16 protein-coding genes and 2 riboswitches are annotated in these 17,525 nt (G+C 60.2%); of the genes, 6 read left to right on the top strand and 10 right to left on the bottom strand.

Features of this window, described 5'->3' with window-relative positions:
• Positions 1–320: 320 nt before the first annotated feature.
• The 10 genes from metK to CGS49_RS01165 all read right to left on the bottom strand — a co-directional run bounded on the left by metK (position 321) and on the right by CGS49_RS01165 (position 9,875).
• A complete protein-coding gene (gene metK / locus CGS49_RS01205) occupies positions 321–1,475 on the bottom strand; it encodes a methionine adenosyltransferase (RefSeq protein WP_097800150.1) in 1,155 nt (384 codons plus the stop codon).
• A 120-nt stretch (positions 1,476–1,595) separates the two neighbouring features.
• Positions 1,596–1,694: riboswitch (SAM riboswitch) on the bottom strand.
• Positions 1,695–1,804: 110 nt separating this feature from the next.
• Positions 1,805–2,284 (bottom strand): hypothetical protein, encoded by a 480-nt coding sequence (locus tag CGS49_RS01200; protein WP_097800149.1) that lies wholly within the window; start codon positions 2,282–2,284, stop codon positions 1,805–1,807.
• A gap of 128 nt (positions 2,285–2,412) precedes the next feature.
• Complete coding sequence (gene deoC / locus CGS49_RS01195) at positions 2,413–3,078, bottom strand: deoxyribose-phosphate aldolase (RefSeq protein ID WP_097800148.1); 666 nt, start codon at positions 3,076–3,078, stop codon at positions 2,413–2,415.
• Between the two features lie 15 nt (positions 3,079–3,093).
• On the bottom strand, positions 3,094–3,228 hold the full coding sequence (locus CGS49_RS14515; protein WP_005944717.1) for a hypothetical protein: 135 nt from the start codon (positions 3,226–3,228) through the stop codon (positions 3,094–3,096).
• 59 nt (positions 3,229–3,287) lie between these two features.
• Positions 3,288–3,908 carry a GtrA family protein gene (locus CGS49_RS01190; protein ID WP_097800147.1) on the bottom strand — a complete coding sequence of 207 codons (621 nt, stop codon included), beginning with the start codon at positions 3,906–3,908 and terminating at the stop codon, positions 3,288–3,290.
• A gap of 93 nt (positions 3,909–4,001) precedes the next feature.
• On the bottom strand, positions 4,002–5,912 hold the full coding sequence (locus CGS49_RS01185; protein WP_097800146.1) for a bifunctional 4-hydroxy-3-methylbut-2-enyl diphosphate reductase/30S ribosomal protein S1: 1,911 nt from the start codon (positions 5,910–5,912) through the stop codon (positions 4,002–4,004).
• A 1-nt stretch (position 5,913) separates the two neighbouring features.
• Entirely contained in the window at positions 5,914–6,525 is a 612-nt protein-coding gene (locus tag CGS49_RS01180; RefSeq protein WP_097800145.1) for a lysophospholipid acyltransferase family protein, read from the bottom strand.
• A 168-nt stretch (positions 6,526–6,693) separates the two neighbouring features.
• The gene (cmk, locus tag CGS49_RS01175; RefSeq protein WP_097800144.1) at positions 6,694–7,359 is read right to left on the bottom strand and encodes a (d)CMP kinase; all 666 of its coding nucleotides are present in this window, start codon (positions 7,357–7,359) and stop codon (positions 6,694–6,696) included.
• A gap of 279 nt (positions 7,360–7,638) precedes the next feature.
• Positions 7,639–8,931: a BaiN/RdsA family NAD(P)/FAD-dependent oxidoreductase gene (locus CGS49_RS01170; protein WP_097800143.1), complete on the bottom strand. Its 1,293-nt coding sequence runs from the start codon at positions 8,929–8,931 to the stop codon at positions 7,639–7,641.
• Between the two features lie 155 nt (positions 8,932–9,086).
• Complete coding sequence (locus CGS49_RS01165; RefSeq protein ID WP_242975294.1) at positions 9,087–9,875, bottom strand: M23 family metallopeptidase; 789 nt, start codon at positions 9,873–9,875, stop codon at positions 9,087–9,089.
• A 160-nt stretch (positions 9,876–10,035) separates the two neighbouring features.
• A riboswitch (cobalamin riboswitch) is annotated at positions 10,036–10,243 on the top strand.
• A gap of 170 nt (positions 10,244–10,413) precedes the next feature.
• Here CGS49_RS01165 and CGS49_RS01160 point away from each other — a divergent pair.
• The 6 genes from CGS49_RS01160 to cobI all read left to right on the top strand — a co-directional run bounded on the left by CGS49_RS01160 (position 10,414) and on the right by cobI (position 17,523).
• Complete coding sequence (locus tag CGS49_RS01160; RefSeq protein ID WP_097800141.1) at positions 10,414–11,652, top strand: sirohydrochlorin cobaltochelatase; 1,239 nt, start codon at positions 10,414–10,416, stop codon at positions 11,650–11,652.
• Positions 11,653–11,771: 119 nt separating this feature from the next.
• Positions 11,772–12,617 (top strand): iron transporter, encoded by an 846-nt coding sequence (locus CGS49_RS01155; RefSeq protein ID WP_097800140.1) that lies wholly within the window; start codon positions 11,772–11,774, stop codon positions 12,615–12,617.
• 124 nt (positions 12,618–12,741) lie between these two features.
• On the top strand, positions 12,742–13,758 hold the full coding sequence (locus CGS49_RS01150; RefSeq protein WP_242975293.1) for an ABC transporter substrate-binding protein: 1,017 nt from the start codon (positions 12,742–12,744) through the stop codon (positions 13,756–13,758).
• Between the two features lie 110 nt (positions 13,759–13,868).
• The gene (locus CGS49_RS01145) at positions 13,869–14,885 is read left to right on the top strand and encodes a FecCD family ABC transporter permease (RefSeq protein WP_097800138.1); all 1,017 of its coding nucleotides are present in this window, start codon (positions 13,869–13,871) and stop codon (positions 14,883–14,885) included.
• Positions 14,882–16,831 carry a cobalt-precorrin-5B (C(1))-methyltransferase CbiD gene (gene cbiD / locus CGS49_RS01140; protein WP_097800137.1) on the top strand — a complete coding sequence of 650 codons (1,950 nt, stop codon included), beginning with the start codon at positions 14,882–14,884 and terminating at the stop codon, positions 16,829–16,831. Before CGS49_RS01145 ends, cbiD begins: the two co-directional genes overlap by 4 nt.
• Positions 16,819–17,523: a precorrin-2 C(20)-methyltransferase gene (gene cobI, locus CGS49_RS01135; RefSeq protein WP_097800136.1), complete on the top strand. Its 705-nt coding sequence runs from the start codon at positions 16,819–16,821 to the stop codon at positions 17,521–17,523. The genes cbiD and cobI overlap by 13 nt, the downstream gene beginning before the upstream one ends.
• Positions 17,524–17,525 lie beyond the last annotated feature (2 nt).

Raw genomic sequence — 17,525 nt, 5'->3', positions numbered from 1 at the left:
TTTCCATTCCTTTCCTCTCCCTGTTTTTTATCCGCTTGCATGGTCTTTTCTCCCCCCCCGTCCCCCCCTCTGATTTGTTTTTTCCATTGCATACCACCCACATTATACCCCCCCCCCCCCCCCCATTTGCAAGAGCTCTGCGAAAAATCGTATTTATTCACAAAACGCATCCGGTTTCTTTGGTGATTTAGCAGTTTTTACAGCGGCTCCTTCTGTTCCCGATGGGCAGGTCCCCTTTTGCGAAAAAAAGCCCCTCTGTCTTTTCAGACAGAGGGGCTTTTCCTCATTTCCCTTCGATCGAAAGGGGAACTCTTTTTTGATTACAGGGCAGCCACAGCAGCCTTCAGCGCATCCACGCGGTCGGTGTTCTCCCACTTCACGCCCAGGTCCTCGCGGCCCATGTGGCCGTAGGCGGCCAGCTTGCGGTAGATGGGCTTGCGCAGGTCAAGGTCGCGGATGATGGCGGCGGGGGTCAGGTCGAACACCTTCTCCACAGCCTGCTCGATCTTCTCATCCGAGACGGTGCCGGTGCCAAAGGTGTCCACCATGATGGACACAGGCTTTGCCACGCCGATGGCATACGCCACCTGCACTTCGCACTGCTTGGCAAGACCTGCAGCCACGATGTTCTTTGCCACCCAGCGGGTCGCATAGGCTGCGCTGCGGTCCACCTTGCTGGGGTCCTTGCCGGAGAAGGCACCGCCGCCGTGGCGTGCATAGCCGCCGTAGGTGTCCACGATGATCTTGCGTCCGGTCAGGCCGGTGTCGCCCTGCGGGCCGCCCACCACAAAACGTCCGGTGGGGTTGATGTAGTACTTGGTGTTCTCGTCCAGCAGCTCGGCGGGGATGGTGGCCTTGATGACCTTTTCCATCACGTCTGCACGCAGCTGCTCCATGCTCACGCTCTCGCTGTGCTGGCTGGAGATGACCACGGCGTCCACGCGCACGGGCTTGCCGTTCTCGTCGTACTCCACGGTCACCTGGCTCTTGCCGTCCGGGCGCAGGTAGTCCATCTCGCCGTTCTTGCGCACCTCGGTCAGGCGCTTTGCCAGCTTGTGGGCCAGGCTGATGGGCATGGGCATCAGCTCCGGGGTCTCGTCGCAGGCATAGCCGAACATCATGCCCTGGTCGCCTGCACCGCCCACCTGGTCGTTGGTGCCGAGGGCGATGTCGGGGCTCTGGCCGTCGATGTTGGAGATGACAGCGCAGGTGTCGGCGTCAAAGCCGTACTTTGCGCGGGTGTAGCCGATGTCGGAGATGACCTCGCGGACGATCTTCTGGAAGTCCACGTAGCAGTTGGTGGTGATCTCGCCCATGATGTGCACCAGACCGGTGGATGCGCAGGTCTCGCAGGCCACGCGGGCGTCGGGGTCGTGGGTCAGAATTTCGTCCAGAATGGCATCGGAGATCTGGTCGCAGATCTTGTCGGGATGTCCTTCGGTGACGGACTCAGAAGTAAACAGGTGTCTTGCCATTTGTTTTGCCTCCTAGTGTTTTTTACAGCAGGGTGTGTATTTCTTGCTCCAACATTCCGTTCAAGCTTTTTGTGCGCGAAAAATAAAAGCGCCCAGAGCCCGAAAGCTCTGAGCGTTGCACTCTTATCTCTCGGTTTCCCGCAGGATTTGGCACCTTGCGTTTGCACGCAGGTTGTCGGGCTTCACAGGGCCTGTCCCCTCAGCCGCTCTTGATAAGTCGGTATTCAGTTGGTACGTTGAGTATTCTATCATTGCTTCGTCAGATTGTCAAGATAAGTATCACTCATTTTAGACAAGATTCCAAAATTGATGGAAAGTTTTCATGGTTCTCAAAAGAAAAGCACCACCAGCCCGGCAATGATCGCCGCACCGGCCACCCAGACGAGGGATATGGTCACCCGCTTTTTGATCATCTGGCCCCAGGTCTGCACATAGGGCATATCCTCCAGGCCGGGCAGCACCCAGAAGGAACTGTGCCCCACCCACAGCATGTCGATGACGATGCCGTCGAACCAGTTCATGATTTCCAGAAACAGCAGTGCCTGTAAGTACGCGGTCCTGAAGTCCGACACGCCGTTCCATCCGCCGATGAACAAAACCGGTGCCGCCGCCAGAAACACATAAAGGGCGACCATGCACCGTGTGCGCTGTCTGCGCACCGTTTCCCGGTCGGCCAGGCCGATCTCGAACGCTTTCTCCTGCACTGCCTTGGGGTAAAAGTACAGGCCGTTCACCGCATTGTCCCGCACCGCCGCCTTGACGATGACCACCAGCAGCAGACAATACAGCACCAGTTGAACAAAAATCATTGTACCGTACCTCCACGCAGTAGTTAGTTTCAACTATCCGCTTTTATTATAGCACGGTTCTTTCTGCACACAAAGGGCAAAAAACAACGGCACCGCCGAAACGATGCCGTTGCACAAAACGATATTGCTTAGTAGCCCTTGGCCTGCTCGCCGTTCAGAATTTTGACGGCGCGGGAGGTGCCCAGACGGTCAGCGCCCAGAGCGAGGAACTTTTCCATATCCTCCACGGTGGAGATACCGCCGGCAGCCTTGACCTTGCAGCGGCCATGCACGCCCTTGACCATCAGCTCCACATCGTGGAAGTTGGCACCTGCGGTGGAGAAGCCGGTGCTGGTCTTGATGTAGTCAGCGCCTGCCTCGCAGACGATATCGCACATCTTTTCCTTTTCCTCGTCGGTCAGCAGGCAGGTCTCAATGATGACCTTCAGGATCTTATCGCCCACCGCCTGCTTCACGGCACGGATGTCCTCGCGGACGGCGTCGTACTCCTTGTTCTTCAGGCGGCCGATGTTGATGACCATATCCACCTCGGCAGCGCCGTTCTCGATGGCAGTCTTGGCTTCAAAGGCCTTGCTGGCGGTGTCCATAGCACCCAGAGGGAAGCCGACCACGCAGCACACCGGGATGCGGCCCGCCATGTACTCCACAGCCTGCTTGACGTAGCAGGTGTTGATGCACACGGATGCGGTGTGGTTTGCAATGGCTTCGTCACACAAGGTCTGGATCTGGGGCCAGGTAGCCTCCGGCTTCAGCAGGGTGTGATCGACATGGGAGAGAATTTCTTCACGATTCATGTTGTTTCCTCCGTTTTACTTGCTGGCACGGCGCACTTTTGCCATGCCGACAGCGCTCAGGGCAATAGCCGTTGCAGAGACCGTTGCACCAATGATGCCCAATACCAGACCGGAGACCAGGAATGCAAAACCTTTCAGACCACGCTTCATAAAACCGTACCTCCTAAATTATATTGGATATTTTCTCCGCCCGCGGCGGAGAAAATATCTCACTTGCGATTTTTAAAGATGATCAGCTTGCTGAACACATAATTCAGCACGATCACCAGCACATTGGAAAACACCTTTACGGCAAGCCCCCACAGCGCCTGCGCGTTGTAGAAGCTGGTAACAAAGATGGCCGTCGGGCCGTCTGCACCGCCGATGACGGCAATGGCGGCAGAGCCATCCGTGACCCCCGCCGGCGTGCCCGCATAGGACGCTGCCATCTGGATGGCCGTATCCGGGCCAAGCCAGTGGGACACTGCACCCAATAAGCCCTGCATCATATTCTCCATCAGTGCCGCACCCTGCGCCGCCAGCAGATTGCCCAGCACCAGCATAATTGCGGTGTCCAGCAGCATTGTGCCCAGACGGCAGGTGACGAATGCACCAAACTCCTTTGCCATGGCCCTGCCCTGCGTCTTGCTGCGGAATACAAAGGCGCGGTTGGTGCAATAGGCAAACAGGATGCAGATGATGTTATCCAGCACATTGCCCCAGCTGTTGGCCGCGGTGTAGCCGAACAGGCTGTTGAACAGCGCATAGAGCACGATGTTCAGCAGGGTGGTCAGCACGCCAAAGATAAGGTAGCTGAGCACTTCCCAGTGTTTTTTGAAGAATTTTATCATTTTTCTTATAAAAACAGCCCCGCCGCCGTTTTCCCGGCAACGGGGCTGTTGATCGCATTGTGTCAGAAGATGATCTTCCGAACGAAGGACTGATTACTCAGCGTCGTCGTTCAGCAGAGCCTTCATGGACAGGCTGATGCGCTTCTTGTCGAAGTCAACATCCAGCAGCTTCACATCGACCATATCGCCGACCTTCAGTGCGTCGGAGACCTTCTCAACGCGGTCATTGCTGATCTCGCTGATGTGGACCAGACCGTCAACACCCGGCAGGATGCGGACGAAAGCACCGAACTTGGTCAGAGACACGACCGGAGCATGGAAGGTGCTGCCGATGGGGTAGTTGTTCTTCAGCTGCTCCCAGGGGTTGTCCTCGGCCTTCTTGTAGCCCAGAGAAACCTTGTGGTTCTCGGTGTCGATGTCCTTCACATACACTTCGATGGTGTCACCAACGGAGACAACCTCGGAGGGATGCTTGATGCGGTTCCAGCTCAGCTCGCTGATGTGGCACAGACCGTCCACACCGCCGATATCGACGAATGCACCGTAAGAGGTCAGGCTCTTGACAACGCCGGTGTAGGTCTTGCCCACTTCAACGTTTGCCCAGAACTCCTCACGCTTTGCCTTGTTCTGCTCAGCGGTCACCTTGTTGATGCTGCCGACGATCTTGCGGCCGGAGCACTCGGTGACGACCAGCTGAACGTGCTGGCCAACCAGAGCGGTGTAGTCCTCATCGCGGCGCATAGTAGCCTGAGAACGGGGAACGAACACCTTGGCGCCCTTGACGTTGACCACAACGCCGCCCTTGTTGAACTCGGTGACGTCGCCCTCGACGACCTCGCCGGACTCAGCGGCCTTAGCGATCTCCTCCATGCCCTTGCGAGATGCGAGCTTCTTGCGGGAGAGCTGGATGACGCCATCCTGATCCATAACCTTCTCGACGATGAGGTCCAGCTCATCGCCAACCTTCACCAGGTCTTCGACCTTGGCGGAGGAATCATCGGTCAGCTCGCTCAGCTTGACAAAGCCGGTCTGCTTCGCTCCGATATCCACCTGGATCTCGTTGGCAGAGATGCTGGTCACGATTCCTTTCACAATACTGCCTGCATGAACACGCTTTTCCTCGGATGCATTCAGCATCTCCTCAAAGCTCATGCTGTCATTGATTTCTGCGCTCATACTGTTAAGTACCTCCTCAATAATAGACGATGGCGTTGAAGCCCCGGCTGTCACGCCCGCCACTTTAACATCTGCAAACCATTCCGGCCGAAGTTCGCTCGCTGTCTCGACCGTTACGGCACGCGTGTGTTTTGCGGCGACCTGTACCAGCTTTTGGGTATTGGAAGAATGATGACCGCCAATGACAACAATGATGTCGCATTGTTGGCTGAGGTCTTCCGCTTCCTGTTGCCTCGCCCACGTCGCATTACATATTGTATCAAAAATTCGGGCGTTTGTATAGGCTTTTTTGAGAAACTCCGAACTTTCTTGCCATTTTGTTACCTGAAATGTGGTCTGTGCAACTGCAAACAGGGGTTTTTGCGGGTCCGAGGGGCCCTTCCAGGCCCGCAGCTCGTCCAGATCGGCAAAAACGAACACCTCTCCACGGGTGTGCCCGACGATTCCCTGCACCTCCGGGTGGGTCTTATCGCCCGCCACCAGCAGCACCGCGTTCTCTTTTTCGGCCTGCTCGGCGATGCGCTGGATCTTCTGCACGAAGGGGCAGGTAGCGTCGTGATAGCGGACGCCGCGGGCGGCCAGCGCGTCATACACGCTGCACGGCACGCCGTGGCTGCGGATGACCACCTCATACCCGGCGGGGATGTCCTCCACCGTGTCTGCCACCAGCGCGCCCCGGCGCTGCATGTCTGCCACCGCCTGGGGGTTGTGGATCAGCGGCCCGAGGGTGGCCACCCTGCGTCCCTCGGCCAGCAGGCCGTAGGTCAGCTCCACGGCGCGGTTCACGCCAAAGCAGAACCCCGCCGTTTTGGCGACTTTGATCTCCATATTATTCCCCCATCTTCTCCCACGCATCCAGCAGCGCCTGCTTGTTGGCGCGCAGCTTTTTGGTGTCGCGGCGGCCCTCCATGGCAAACTGGGCGGCGGGCATCGGCTCGCCATAGATCACCCGCACTTTGCACAGCAGGTGCATTTTTCCGTCCGGCGTGTCGTAGAGGATGCGGCAGGGCACCACGTCCACTCCGGCCTGCGCCGCGATGACGAACAGGCCGCTTTTCGGCGGCAGCAGCTTGCCTTCCTTCTCGCGGGTGCCCTCCGGGAAGATGAGCAGGGTTTCGCCGTTTTTGCACTTTTCCACGGTCTGCTCAATGACAGCCACCTCGTCCCGGGTGCCGCGCACGCACACTGCGCCGCAGCAGCAGAAGAACCAGCTCAGCAGGGCGCTGATCTCGAACAGTTCTTTTTTCGCGAACACGACCATCCGCCTGCCCCACCGCGTCACCACGATGAACACCGGGTCGATGGCGGAGATGTGGGTCGGCGCAAGGATATACCCCTTCGTCTGCACTTTTTTCAGGTTCTCGCGGCCCTCCACATGGATGCGGAAGCCGATGTGCCACAGCAGCCATGCGAAAGGCACTAAGATGTAATATAATATCATTTTATCGTTTTATTCCTGTGTTTTAGATTTATTCAGCCTGCGAACCGGAAGTTTCTCCGAAGACCGTCCGCTGGGGTGGGACCCTGTTGCCCGAAGGGCAATAGGGCGGGCGATGGAATGGCCCGATTCGTGTCTAAGGAGGAAGCTTCCGGTTCACGGGCGTTTCCTTCAGCCGACTTTCTGTGCAATGATCTTCTTCATTGCAGCAAGGCTCTGTTCAAAATCCAGCTCCGAGGTGTCCAGCAGCACGGCATCATCCGCCTGCTTGAGCGGCGCAGCGGCGCGATGGGTGTCCTGATAGTCCCGCTGCTTCACATCGGCCAGCACTTCCTCATAGGGCGTGTCGATGCCCTTTTCCCGGTACTCCTTCCACCGGCGGGTGGCGCGGGCTTCCGGCGTGGCCGTAAGGAAAATCTTCACCGTGGCATTCGGCAGCACCACCGTGCCGATGTCGCGGCCATCCATCAGCACGTCCTGCTTCCGGGCCATGTCCTGCTGCATCTCCAGCAGGAAGGCGCGGACGGCCGGGTTCGCGCCCACAGCGGAAGCTGCCATGCCCACCTGTTCGGTGCGGATGGCGGTGCTCACGTCTTCTTCCTTTAAATAAATGTGCTGCTCACCGTCGATGAACGCAAAATGCAGTTCAATTTCCGGCAGCAGCGCGTTGACCGCCGCGTTATCCTTGGGGTCCTTGCCCGCGCGCAGGGCATACAGGCCGATGGTGCGGAACATGGCACCGGTGTCCACATAGATATAGCCCATCTCAGCCGCCAGACGGCGTGCCAGCGTGGATTTGCCTGCGCCCGCAGGCCCGTCGATCGCAACAGATACCATTTTGTATCTCTCCTTTTTAAGCCAAACGATTTAAAATGGCCGCCGCTCACGCTCTGGCCATCTTCAGCGGAAATTTATTTTTAATATTTACAGATCCGGAAAATCTGATTTTTCACGAAGGGGGCGTGCCGAATCACTGCATCTTTCGGTTTGGACTTTTTTCGTGAAAATGCGTTTGGAGCAGCCCGCAGGCCGCGACAAACGTGAAATAATAAAATTCGATTCCTATAAATATGCCCAGAGCAGCGCGGAGGGCATTCAAAATTGTTTTGTCTGCAATTACAGATTATTTGCAAACGCCTGCGCGGTGCAGAAGGCGATCTGCAGATTGTAGCCGCCGGTGTAGGCATCCACATCCAGCACTTCGCCCGCAAAGTACAGGCCCAGCGCCTTCTTGCTCTGCATCGTCTTCGGGTCCACCTCGCGGACGGACACACCGCCGCTGGTGATGACCGCATGGGCCAGGTCGCCCCGGGCGTCGATGGACACCCGCCAGTGCTTGCATAACTGCACCAGTTCCCGCTTCTGCTCCCGGGTGATCTGGTTTGCCTTGGTGGCCGGGTCGATGCCCCAGCGCGCCACCATCACCGGCTGCATGCTGGACGGCAGCAGCTTGACCAGCGCGCCCTGCGCCGCGTGATTCGCCAGCAGGGCAAAATCCCGCGTGATGCGGTCATAGAGCTGTTCCTCGCTGAGGGCAGGCTTCAGGTCGATCTCCGTATAATACTTGTGCTTTTTCATGTCGCCCAGATGGCTGGACGCACTCAGGGTCAGCGGGCCGCTGATGCCGAAATGGGTGAACAGCATCTCGCCCTGCTCGTCAAAGATGGCCTTGCCGTCCTCAAACAGGGTCAGCGTCACGTTTTTCAGGGCCAGCCCCATCATTTTTTTGCAGTCGGCGTCATGGCTCACCAGGCTCACCAGACTGGGCACCGGCTCCACCAGGGTGTGCCCGGCCTGCTGTGCCAGCTTGTAGCCGTCGCCGGTGGAGCCGGTGGTGGGGTAGCTCACGCCGCCAGTGGCCACCAGCACCGCGTCGGCCCGGTATTCCCGGCCCGAAGTACCCCGCACGCCGATGCACCGCAGGGCCGGGCCGGTCTTTTTCTTTTTGGGGTGGCGCGGGTTCTCCGGCACAGCGGGAGCCGCTTCCGGCTCCGGCGTTACATCTTCAAGGATCAGCTTTTTCGCGCCGTCATGTACAAGTTCCGCATCCTGCGCGTAGCGCAAAAGGGCCTGCCGGATTTCTTCTGCCTTGTCCGACACCGGGAACACCCGGCGGCCGCGTTCCACCTTCAGCTCCACGCCAAGGTCCTCGAACAGTTCCATAGTCTTGGCGGGCGGGAAAGACCCCAGCGAGGAAAACAGAAACCGCGGGTTCGTGCGCACATGCCGCAGGAATTCCTCCGCCGGGCAATCGTTGGTCACGTTGCAGCGGCCCTTGCCAGTGACCAGAATTTTCTGGCCGGGCTTATCCATGTGCTCCAGCACCGTCACCTGATGCCCCTGCCGCACGGCGGCACCCGCCGCCATCAGTCCCGCCGCACCGGCACCTACGATCAACACCTTCGCCATCTGATTTCCTCCCAAAACGCCTAGTTCTACGTATATATCATACCAGAACCGTCCCGCAAAAGCAATGCAGCCCCGCCGGGAAAGAATGGATTTTTGGGCTGCAGACAGCGCAAAAGGCGGCAGAGCCGTTTCGCCCTGCCGCCTTTTCTGATGCTTTATCCGATGAGCTTTGCCGGGTCGAGGTACTTGTCCCCTTCCAGCACTTCCAGATGCACATGGGTCTCCTCGGTGCATTCGTTCGGGATGTTCCCCGCGCGGCCCAGCGTCTGGCCCGTGGACACGGTGTCACCGGCCTTCACCTGCACATCCGCCGTGCCGCACACCCGCCAGACGCGGCCTTCCCCGTCCTCGATGCTCACCACGCTGCCCCAGCGGCCATCCGTCTCCACGGCGGTCACCTTGCCGTTCACCGGGGCAGACACTGCCGCATCCTGGGCGCAGGCATAGTCCACGCCGTTGTGGGTGCGCCAGTCGCCCAGCGTCTTGTTGTAGACCAGCTCATCGCCGCTGCAGGCGTTGAGCACACGTCCCGTGACCGGCTGCGCGCAGGCAGGCGCTGCCGAGCTGCTGGCAGGCGCAGAGGAGCCTTGCAGTGCGGAGGGTTCGCGCACAGAACCAGCACCAGACACCGCCCCAGAAGACGAGCCAGAGGATGCGGCCCCACTCTCCGCTTTGGGCACACCGGCCACGCTGTTTGCTGCTTCGGTAACATCCTGCCATGGTTCATCCTCCACTTTCAAATCGGTATCCGGCACGGCGGCCTGCGGGGCGGAAGACGCCTCCGGCCGTGTCAGTTCTTCATAGCTTTTTTCCAGTTCATTGCGGACGGCGCGCACCGCCCAGACCCCCGCCGCGCCTGCCGCCACCAGGCAGGCCAGAAGCGCCAGCGCAAAGCCTTTGCCGCGCAAAAATCGTTTGATCTGCTCCATTTTCTTCGCTCCCATCTGTCGTGTTGTGTACGCATTGCTTCCGGGGTTAGTGTGGGGTGCCCGGCGGGATTTTATACAAAACACAGCCTTCTTTTCGCCTTTTATAAGGAAAAGTACCGGGATGCCGCCCATTTTCTTGCATTTCCCGCTGCGGTATGCTATACTGTCCTGCGAACTGAACAGAAAAACAGCAGGTGCCTTCTGCCGTTATGGCGGCGGGAAGGGTAAAAGGGAAGCGGGTGCAAATCCCGCACGATCTCGTCACTGTGATAAGGGAGCCCGCGTCAGGGTGCTTTGCACCAGCCATTGGAGCTTTGCTCTGAGAAGGCGGCGCCGGGCGGCGATCTTTCAGCCAGGAAACCTGCCTGCTGTTGGTACGGGAGCGAAAGCTCCAGATCACGAGGAATTGGTTGTACCAAAAAAGCTCTGAACCGTAAGGGCCTTTTTGTCATGCCATCCGCAGGACAAAAGGGCCTTTTTTTCATCTCTCTTTCCTGTACCCTTTGTTCGGTTCAGCCCGTAATTCATTCCACAGGAAAGGAAAAGACACACAATGAGAAAGATCGAAACCAAGAAGCTGGCTGCAGCCGTCACGGCTCTGGCCCTGTGCGCCGGTGTGCTCACCGGCTGCGGCGGCGCTGCATCCAGCACCGCTTCCAGCACCAGCACCGCCGCGTCCGCTGCTTCCAGCGAAGTGAGCAGCGAGGAGGCTGACGAAATGGCCGCAAAGAACGTGGCAGACCTGATCGACGCCATCTATGTGCAGGAGCGCAGCGATGACACCGACGCCCAGTGCGAGGCCGCCAAGGCTGCCTGGGATGCCCTGACCGACACCCAGAAGGAGCTGGTCGAGGGCGAGAACGCCGACCCCGACTACTTTGGCCGCGACACCGGCGATGCCTCCAAGGACGATGCCCGCAACGCCGATGAGATCGGTGAGAACGAGCTGCTGGTGGTGTCCTTCGGCACCTCCTTCAACGACAGCCGCGCTGCCGACATCAAGGGTATTGAGGACGCCTTGCAGGCCGCATACCCCGACTGGAGCGTGCGCCGCGCCTTCACCGCACAGATCATCATCAACCATGTGCAGGCCCGTGACGGCGAGAAGATCGACAACATGCAGCAGGCCATGGACCGCGCTGTGGCAAACGGCGTGAAGAACCTGGTCGTCCAGCCCACCCACCTGATGCACGGCGCGGAGTACGACGAGATGATGGAGATGATCGACTCCTACCGTGACAAGTTCGAGACCGTCGCCGTGGCTGAGCCCCTGCTGGGCGAGGTCGGCTCTGACGCCTCTGTCATCAACCAGGACAAGGAAGATGTCGCCAAGGCCGTCACCGCTGCTGCCGTGAAGGAAGCCGGTTACGACAGCCTGAGCGCCGCCGCTGAGGACAAGGTCGCCTTCGTCTTCATGGGCCACGGCACCTCTCACACCGCAAAGGTGAGCTACAGCCAGATGCAGACCACCATGCAGACCCTGGGCTACGACAATGTGTTCATCGGCACCGTTGAGGGTGAGCCCGAGGAGACCGCCTGCGAGAACGTCATCGAGGCCGTGAAGGCTGCAGGCTACACCAAGGTCGTTCTGCGCCCGCTGATGGTCGTTGCCGGTGACCACGCCAACAACGATATGGCCGGTTCCGACGAAGATTCCTGGCTGAGCCAGTTCACCGCTTCCGGCGCATTTGACAGCATCGACTGCCAGATCGCTGGTCTGGGCGAGATCGAGGACATCCAGAGCCTGTACATCGCTCACACCAAGGCTGCCATTGACTCCCTGAAGGGCTGATTTTCCCGAACCCTCCCCGTCTCGCTGCCGCCGCTGCGGAGCCCGATGGAGAGGGTTCATTTTTTCTTAGAATCATGCTATAATAAAATCCAATTCTTTATAATGTAGAGGTATTTCTCATGAAACGCATTTTTTCCTGTGTTGTGACCGCTTCTCTCGCGCTGAGCCTGCTGGCAGGCTGCGGCGCTTCTTCTGCTGCTTCCTCTGCGGCGTCCAGTGCTGCTTCCTCCGAAGCTGCGTCCTCTGCCGCTTCTGTGGTTGAGACCGCTGCTCTGCCGGACGGCATCTACACCGCCGAGTTTGACACCGACAGCTCCATGTTCCACGCCAACGAAGCCTGCGACGGCAAAGGCACCCTGACCGTGGAGAATGGCCAGATGACCTTCCACGTCAGTCTGGTTTCCAAAAATGTCGTCAACCTGTATCTGGGCAAGGCCGCCGAAGCCGAAGCCAACGCGTCCGACTGGCTGCAGCCCACCACCGATACGGTCACCTACTCCGACGGCACTTCCGAGGAAGTGTACGGCTTCGACATCCCGGTGTCTGCTCTGGATACCGACTTTGACCTGGCCATTCTGGGCAAAAAGGGCAAGTGGTATGACCACACCGTCAGCGTGCGCGATGCGGTGGAACAGGCCGCAGCTGAAACGCCCGCCGACGGCACCTACACCTGCGAGGTGACGCTGGAGGGCGGCTCCGGCCGTGCCACCGTGGAAAGCCCCGCCGCCCTGACTGTGGCGGACGGCAAAATGACCGCCACCATCGTGTGGAGCAGCCCCAACTACGACTATATGATCGTGGACAGCGAGAAGTATCTGCCCACCAACACCGAGGGCAACTCCACCTTTGAGATCCCCGTGGCCGCGCTGGACACCGCGCTGGACGTGACCGCCGACACCGTGGCCATGAGCACCCCCCATGAGATCGAGTACACGCTGACCTTTGCTTCGGCAAGTTTGAAGTAACATGAAAATCACCCGAAACCAATTTCTAAAGCTCATTCCGGCGGCAACGCTGGCGCTTTCCGGCTGCGGCAGTAAGGCAGAGCCTGCGAATACAGAAAGTCTTGTTTTCTCGCATCATTACCAGTTGGACTACGCGCAGCAGTTCACGGCGGACTGCTACGAAGGCGGCTATACCATGGTGAGCATCCCGGATTCCGGCCAGAAATTTCTCGTTGTGCCGCAGGATGCCGCCGAGGTGGACAGCCTGCCCGCCGACGTGACCGTGCTGCGTCAGCCGGTGGAGAACATCTACCTTGTCTCCACCTCGGTGATGGACCTGATTTTGCATCTGGACGCGCTGGACAGCGTGACCCTCTCCGGCACCAAGGCCGAGGGCTGGTATCTGCCCGAAGCAAAGCAGGCCATGGAAGAAGGCCGCATCGCCTACGCGGGCAAGTACAGCGCCCCAGACTACGAGCAAATCTTAGCCGCAAACTGCAGCCTTGCCATCCAGAACACCATGATCCTGCACACCCCCGAAGTGAAGGAGCAGCTGGAGCATTTCGGCATCCCGGTGCTGGTGGAGCGTTCCAGCTACGAGAGCGGCCCGCTTGAGCGCATGGAGTGGATCAAGCTGTACGGCATCCTGCTGGGCAAAGAAGACACGGCCGAGCAGGTGTTTGCCGCGCAGGAAGCTGCCATTGCGCCGCTTTTGGAGCAGGAGCCCACCGGCAAGAGCTGCGCGTTCTTCTCCCTCAGCTCCAACAACCTCGCCACCGTGCGCAAAGGCAGCGACTATGTGGCCAAAATGATCGAGATGGCCGGCGGGGCCTACGTCTTCTCGGACCTCACCGACAATGGCAACAGCCTTGCCACCATGAACCTGCCGCTGGAAGATTTCTACGCCGGTGCCAAAGACGCCGACGTGCTCATCTACAACAGCGCCATCGAAGGCACCATTGCATCCGTGAGCCAGCTGACCGAAAAGTTCCCGCTGCTCAGCGAGTTCAAGGCCGTGCAGAACGGGCAGGTGTGGTGCACGAGCCAAAGCCTGTTCCAGCAGAGCATGGAGCTTGCTGACCTCATCCTTGACATGAACAAGGTGTTCACCGAGGGCACACCCGATGCCGATACCCTGAAATTCCTCACCCATGTTGCCTGACGTTTTCTGCCTTCCCCCCGTCGGGAGAAGGTGGCGCGAATGCGCCGGATGAGGGCGTACCGTCACGCGTTCTGTAATAATCAAGTCTTATTTTACTGAAAGGACTGTCTATGACCCGTACCCGACGCCTTGCTGTCTCCTATCTTGCCCTTGCGGCGGCGCTGGCTGTGCTGTTTGCGCTGAACCTGTTCTGGGGCAGTGTGTCCCTTGCGCCGGGCGCAGTGGTGGCGGCACTGCTGGGCAAGGGGCAGGACACGCTTTCCATGAACATCATTCTGCAGCTGCGTCTGCCGCGCGCGGTGATGGCGGCGCTGCTGGGTGCGGCCCTCAGCGCGGCGGGCTACCTGCTGCAGACCTTCTTTGCAAACCCCATCGCCGGGCCCTTCGTCATGGGCATTTCCAGCGGGGCCAAGCTGGCCGTGGCCTTGACCATGGTGGTTTTCCTCAATCGCGGGATGCTCACCGGTTCGGTAACGCTCATCGTCGCCGCCTTCGTGGGCGCTATGGCCGCCATGGCCTTTGTGCTGGCGGTGGCGCGGCGGGTGCAGCGCATGAGCATCCTCGTCATCTGCGGCGTCATGATCGGCTACATCTGCTCGGCCATCACGGACATCGTGGTGGCCTTTGCGCAGGACTCCAACATCGTCAACCTGCACAACTGGTCGCAGGGCAGCTTTTCCGGCATGACCTGGGCCAACGTCCGGGCAGCGGCGCTGGTGGCCCTGCCTGCGCTGGCGGCTTCCTTTCTGCTGTCCAAACCCATGGCCGCCTACCAGATGGGGGAAGAATACGCCCGCAGCGTGGGTGTGAACGTCAAGCCGTTCTCGGCGGCACTGGTGCTGCTTTCCAGCCTGCTGGCGGCCTGTGTCACTGCCTTTGCCGGGCCCATCTCCTTCGTGGGCATCGCGGTGCCGCACCTCGTCAAGCAATTGCTGGGCAGTGCAAAGCCGCTGCATGTGCTGCCCGGGTGCTGCCTGGGCGGGGCGGCGTTCTGTTTGTTCTGTGACCTTTTGGCCCGCAGTCTGTTTGCGCCCACCGAGCTGTCCATCAGCTCGGTGACGGCAGTGTTCGGCGCGCCGGTGGTCATCGGACTGCTGGTGCGGCGCAATCAGGAGGGTGCACGATGAACGAGACCTTTCTCTGCACGGCAAATGACCTTGCCATCGGCTACGGCAAAACGCCGCTTCTCTCCGGCATTGCGCTGGGGGTGCAGCCCGGCCAGATTTTGACCCTCATCGGGCCCAACGGCGCGGGCAAATCCACATTGCTGCGCACGCTGGCGGGCCAGCTGGACCCCATGGGCGGCGCGGTGCTGCTGGACGAAAAGAACCTTTCCGACTATACCGGCACCCAACGGGCCCAGAAGCTTGCCCTGATGGCACCGCACAGCCGCCGCATGGAGCTGACCACCTGCTTTGACTTTGCTGCGGCGGGCCGCTACCCCTACACCGGGCGGCTGGGCATCCTCTCGGCCGAAGACAAACGGCAGGCGCACAGCGCACTGGAACGGGTGGGTGCAGCCCATCTCGCCGACCGGGATTTCAACCGCATCAGCGACGGCCAGCGCCAGCGCGTTCTGCTGGCCCGGGCCCTGTGCCAGCAGCCGCAGGTGATTTTATTGGACGAGCCCACGTCTTTTCTGGACATCAAGGGCAAGATCGAGCTGCTGACCATTTTAAAAGAGCTGGCCCATGGTGAGCATCTCGCCGTGGTGCTGAGCCTGCATGAGCTGGAACTGGCGCAGAAGATTGCCGACACAGTGGTGTGCGTCTCCCCTGCCGGGGTGTCCGGCGTGCTGACGCCGGATGCTGCCTTTGCGCCGGAGAACATCCGGGCGCTGTATGGCCTGACGGAAGAACAGTACGCTGCTCTATACGGCGCACCGGAGCCGCCAAAGCCGGAAGCCAACCCGGCTGGGCCGCAATTTGAGCATTACGTCCGCAGCGGGCAGAAGCTGCTGCGCTGCGGTTACACCACCGGCACCTGTGCGGCGCTGGGTGCGGCGGGCGCGGCACGACTGCTGCTCACCGGCCATGCACCGGAGACGGTGGCTCTGCGCACACCGAAAGGCATTGTGGTGGAGGTGGCACCCATCTTCTGCCGCAAAACGGACACCGGCGCAGAATGCGCCATCCGCAAGGACGGCGGCGACGATGTAGATGTGACCACCGGCCTGCCGGTCATTGCATCGGTCGTGCTGGAACCGGACGCGCCCGGCGTGCGCATCTTTGGCGGCGAGGGTGTGGGCCGGGTGACTAAACCGGGCCTTGACCAGCCGGTGGGCGAAGCCGCCATCAACCATGTGCCCCGCCAGATGATCGCCGAAGCGCTGGAACGGGAGGCCGAGAACGCGGCCTACACAGGCGGCTTTGCCGTGACCATCTCCATTGAGGGCGGGGCCGAGACGGCAAAGCGCACCTTCAACCCCCACATCGGCGTGGAGGGGGGCCTTTCCATTCTGGGCACCAGCGGTATCGTGGAGCCCATGAGCCAGCAGGCCATTCTGGACACCATCCAGCTGGAAATGAATCAGGCCGCTCTGCGTGCCAAAAACACAGACGGCCCACGGCGGCTGGTGCTGGCCCCGGGCAACTACGGGCTGGACTATCTGGCGTCTGCCCTGCCACAGTTTGAGCGGTTCCCGGTGGTCAAGACCTCGAACTTCATCGGTGACACGCTGGATATGGCCGCAGCGGCAAACTTTGAAGAAGCGCTTCTCGTGGGCCACATCGGCAAGCTGGTCAAGCTGGCGGCGGGCGTCATGAACACCCATTCCCACACCGCCGATGGCCGCGCCGAGGTGTTCTGCGCCCACGCGGCGCTGTGCGGCGCTTCCCGCGAAGTGTGCGCCACCCTAATGGACGCCGCCACCACCGACGCCTGCCTTGACATTCTGGACGGTGCAAACCTGCGCACCCCAGTGCTGAAAAGCATCCTTGCCGCCATCCAGCTGCACCTTGACCGCCGGGCAGGCGGGGGCTTCCGGGTGGGTGCCGTGCTGTTCTCGAACCAGCACGGCCCGCTGGGCGAGACCGAAACCGCAAAGGAGCTGATGACAGAATGGAAAATGTAAAAGGTACCTTTTACGGTGTCAGCGTCGGCCCCGGCGACCCGGAACTGCTCACTCTGCAGGCGGTGCGGCTCATTCAAAGCTGCCCGGTGCTGGCCGCGCCGCAGACATCCTCCGGCCAGATGCTGGCGCTGGACATCGCCCGCCGGGCATTGGGTGATGCACTGGACGGCAAGGCCATCGTTCCCCTGCACTTTGCCATGAGCCGTGACCCGGCGGTGCTGGCGGCATCTCACCGGCAGGCGGCGCAGGCCGTGCGGCCTTTTCTGGATGCCGGGCAGGACGTGGCCATGCTGAACATCGGTGACGTTTCCATCTACGCCACCTTCGGGTACTTGCAGGAGATTTTGCAGGCGGAAGGCTATGCCACCGCCATGGCGGCGGGTGTGCCCAGCTTCTGCGCGGCGGCGGCGCGGCTGAATGTTCCCCTCACCGGCGGCATGGATGCCCCGCTCACCATTGCGCCCGGCGGCTGGGCAGACCGCGTGCTGGAAACGCCCGGCACCAAAGTGCTGATGAAGACCGGCAGGCAGCTGCCCGCCCTTCTCGATACACTGGAAGCCCGCAGAAAGCTGGCCGACAGCGCCCTTGTATGCAATTGCGGTCTGCCGGACGAAGCCGTCTGGACCGACCTTTCCGCTGCCCGGCCGGAAGAATCAGCGGGCTATTTTGCCACCGTTCTGGTAAAGGAGTAACG

It is taken from the genome of Faecalibacterium langellae (assembly GCF_002549775.1).
GTDB classification, from domain to species: domain Bacteria; phylum Bacillota; class Clostridia; order Oscillospirales; family Ruminococcaceae; genus Faecalibacterium; species Faecalibacterium langellae.
This window is presented reverse-complemented; position numbering and strand designations above follow the sequence as displayed.

Bases quoted from the DNA above. Each gene is read 5' to 3' on its own strand.
- cbiD (WP_097800137.1), top strand. From the start codon at position 14,882: ATGAACGAGACCTTTCTCTGCACGGCAAATGACCTTGCCATCGGCTAC.
- CGS49_RS01200 (WP_097800149.1), bottom strand. From the start codon at position 2,284: ATGATTTTTGTTCAACTGGTGCTGTATTGTCTGCTGCTGGTGGTCATC.
- deoC (WP_097800148.1), bottom strand. From the start codon at position 3,078: ATGAATCGTGAAGAAATTCTCTCCCATGTCGATCACACCCTGCTGAAG.
- CGS49_RS01190 (WP_097800147.1), bottom strand. From the start codon at position 3,908: ATGATAAAATTCTTCAAAAAACACTGGGAAGTGCTCAGCTACCTTATC.
- cobI (WP_097800136.1), top strand. From the start codon at position 16,819: ATGGAAAATGTAAAAGGTACCTTTTACGGTGTCAGCGTCGGCCCCGGC.
- CGS49_RS01185 (WP_097800146.1), bottom strand. From the start codon at position 5,912: ATGGAGATCAAAGTCGCCAAAACGGCGGGGTTCTGCTTTGGCGTGAAC.
- CGS49_RS01170 (WP_097800143.1), bottom strand. From the start codon at position 8,931: ATGGCGAAGGTGTTGATCGTAGGTGCCGGTGCGGCGGGACTGATGGCG.
- CGS49_RS01145 (WP_097800138.1), top strand. From the start codon at position 13,869: ATGACCCGTACCCGACGCCTTGCTGTCTCCTATCTTGCCCTTGCGGCG.
- CGS49_RS01180 (WP_097800145.1), bottom strand. From the start codon at position 6,525: ATGATATTATATTACATCTTAGTGCCTTTCGCATGGCTGCTGTGGCAC.
- CGS49_RS14515 (WP_005944717.1), bottom strand. From the start codon at position 3,228: ATGAAGCGTGGTCTGAAAGGTTTTGCATTCCTGGTCTCCGGTCTGGTA.
- cmk (WP_097800144.1), bottom strand. From the start codon at position 7,359: ATGGTATCTGTTGCGATCGACGGGCCTGCGGGCGCAGGCAAATCCACG.
- metK (WP_097800150.1), bottom strand. From the start codon at position 1,475: ATGGCAAGACACCTGTTTACTTCTGAGTCCGTCACCGAAGGACATCCC.
- CGS49_RS01160 (WP_097800141.1), top strand. From the start codon at position 10,414: ATGAGAAAGATCGAAACCAAGAAGCTGGCTGCAGCCGTCACGGCTCTG.
- CGS49_RS01155 (WP_097800140.1), top strand. From the start codon at position 11,772: ATGAAACGCATTTTTTCCTGTGTTGTGACCGCTTCTCTCGCGCTGAGC.
- CGS49_RS01165 (WP_242975294.1), bottom strand. From the start codon at position 9,875: ATGGGAGCGAAGAAAATGGAGCAGATCAAACGATTTTTGCGCGGCAAA.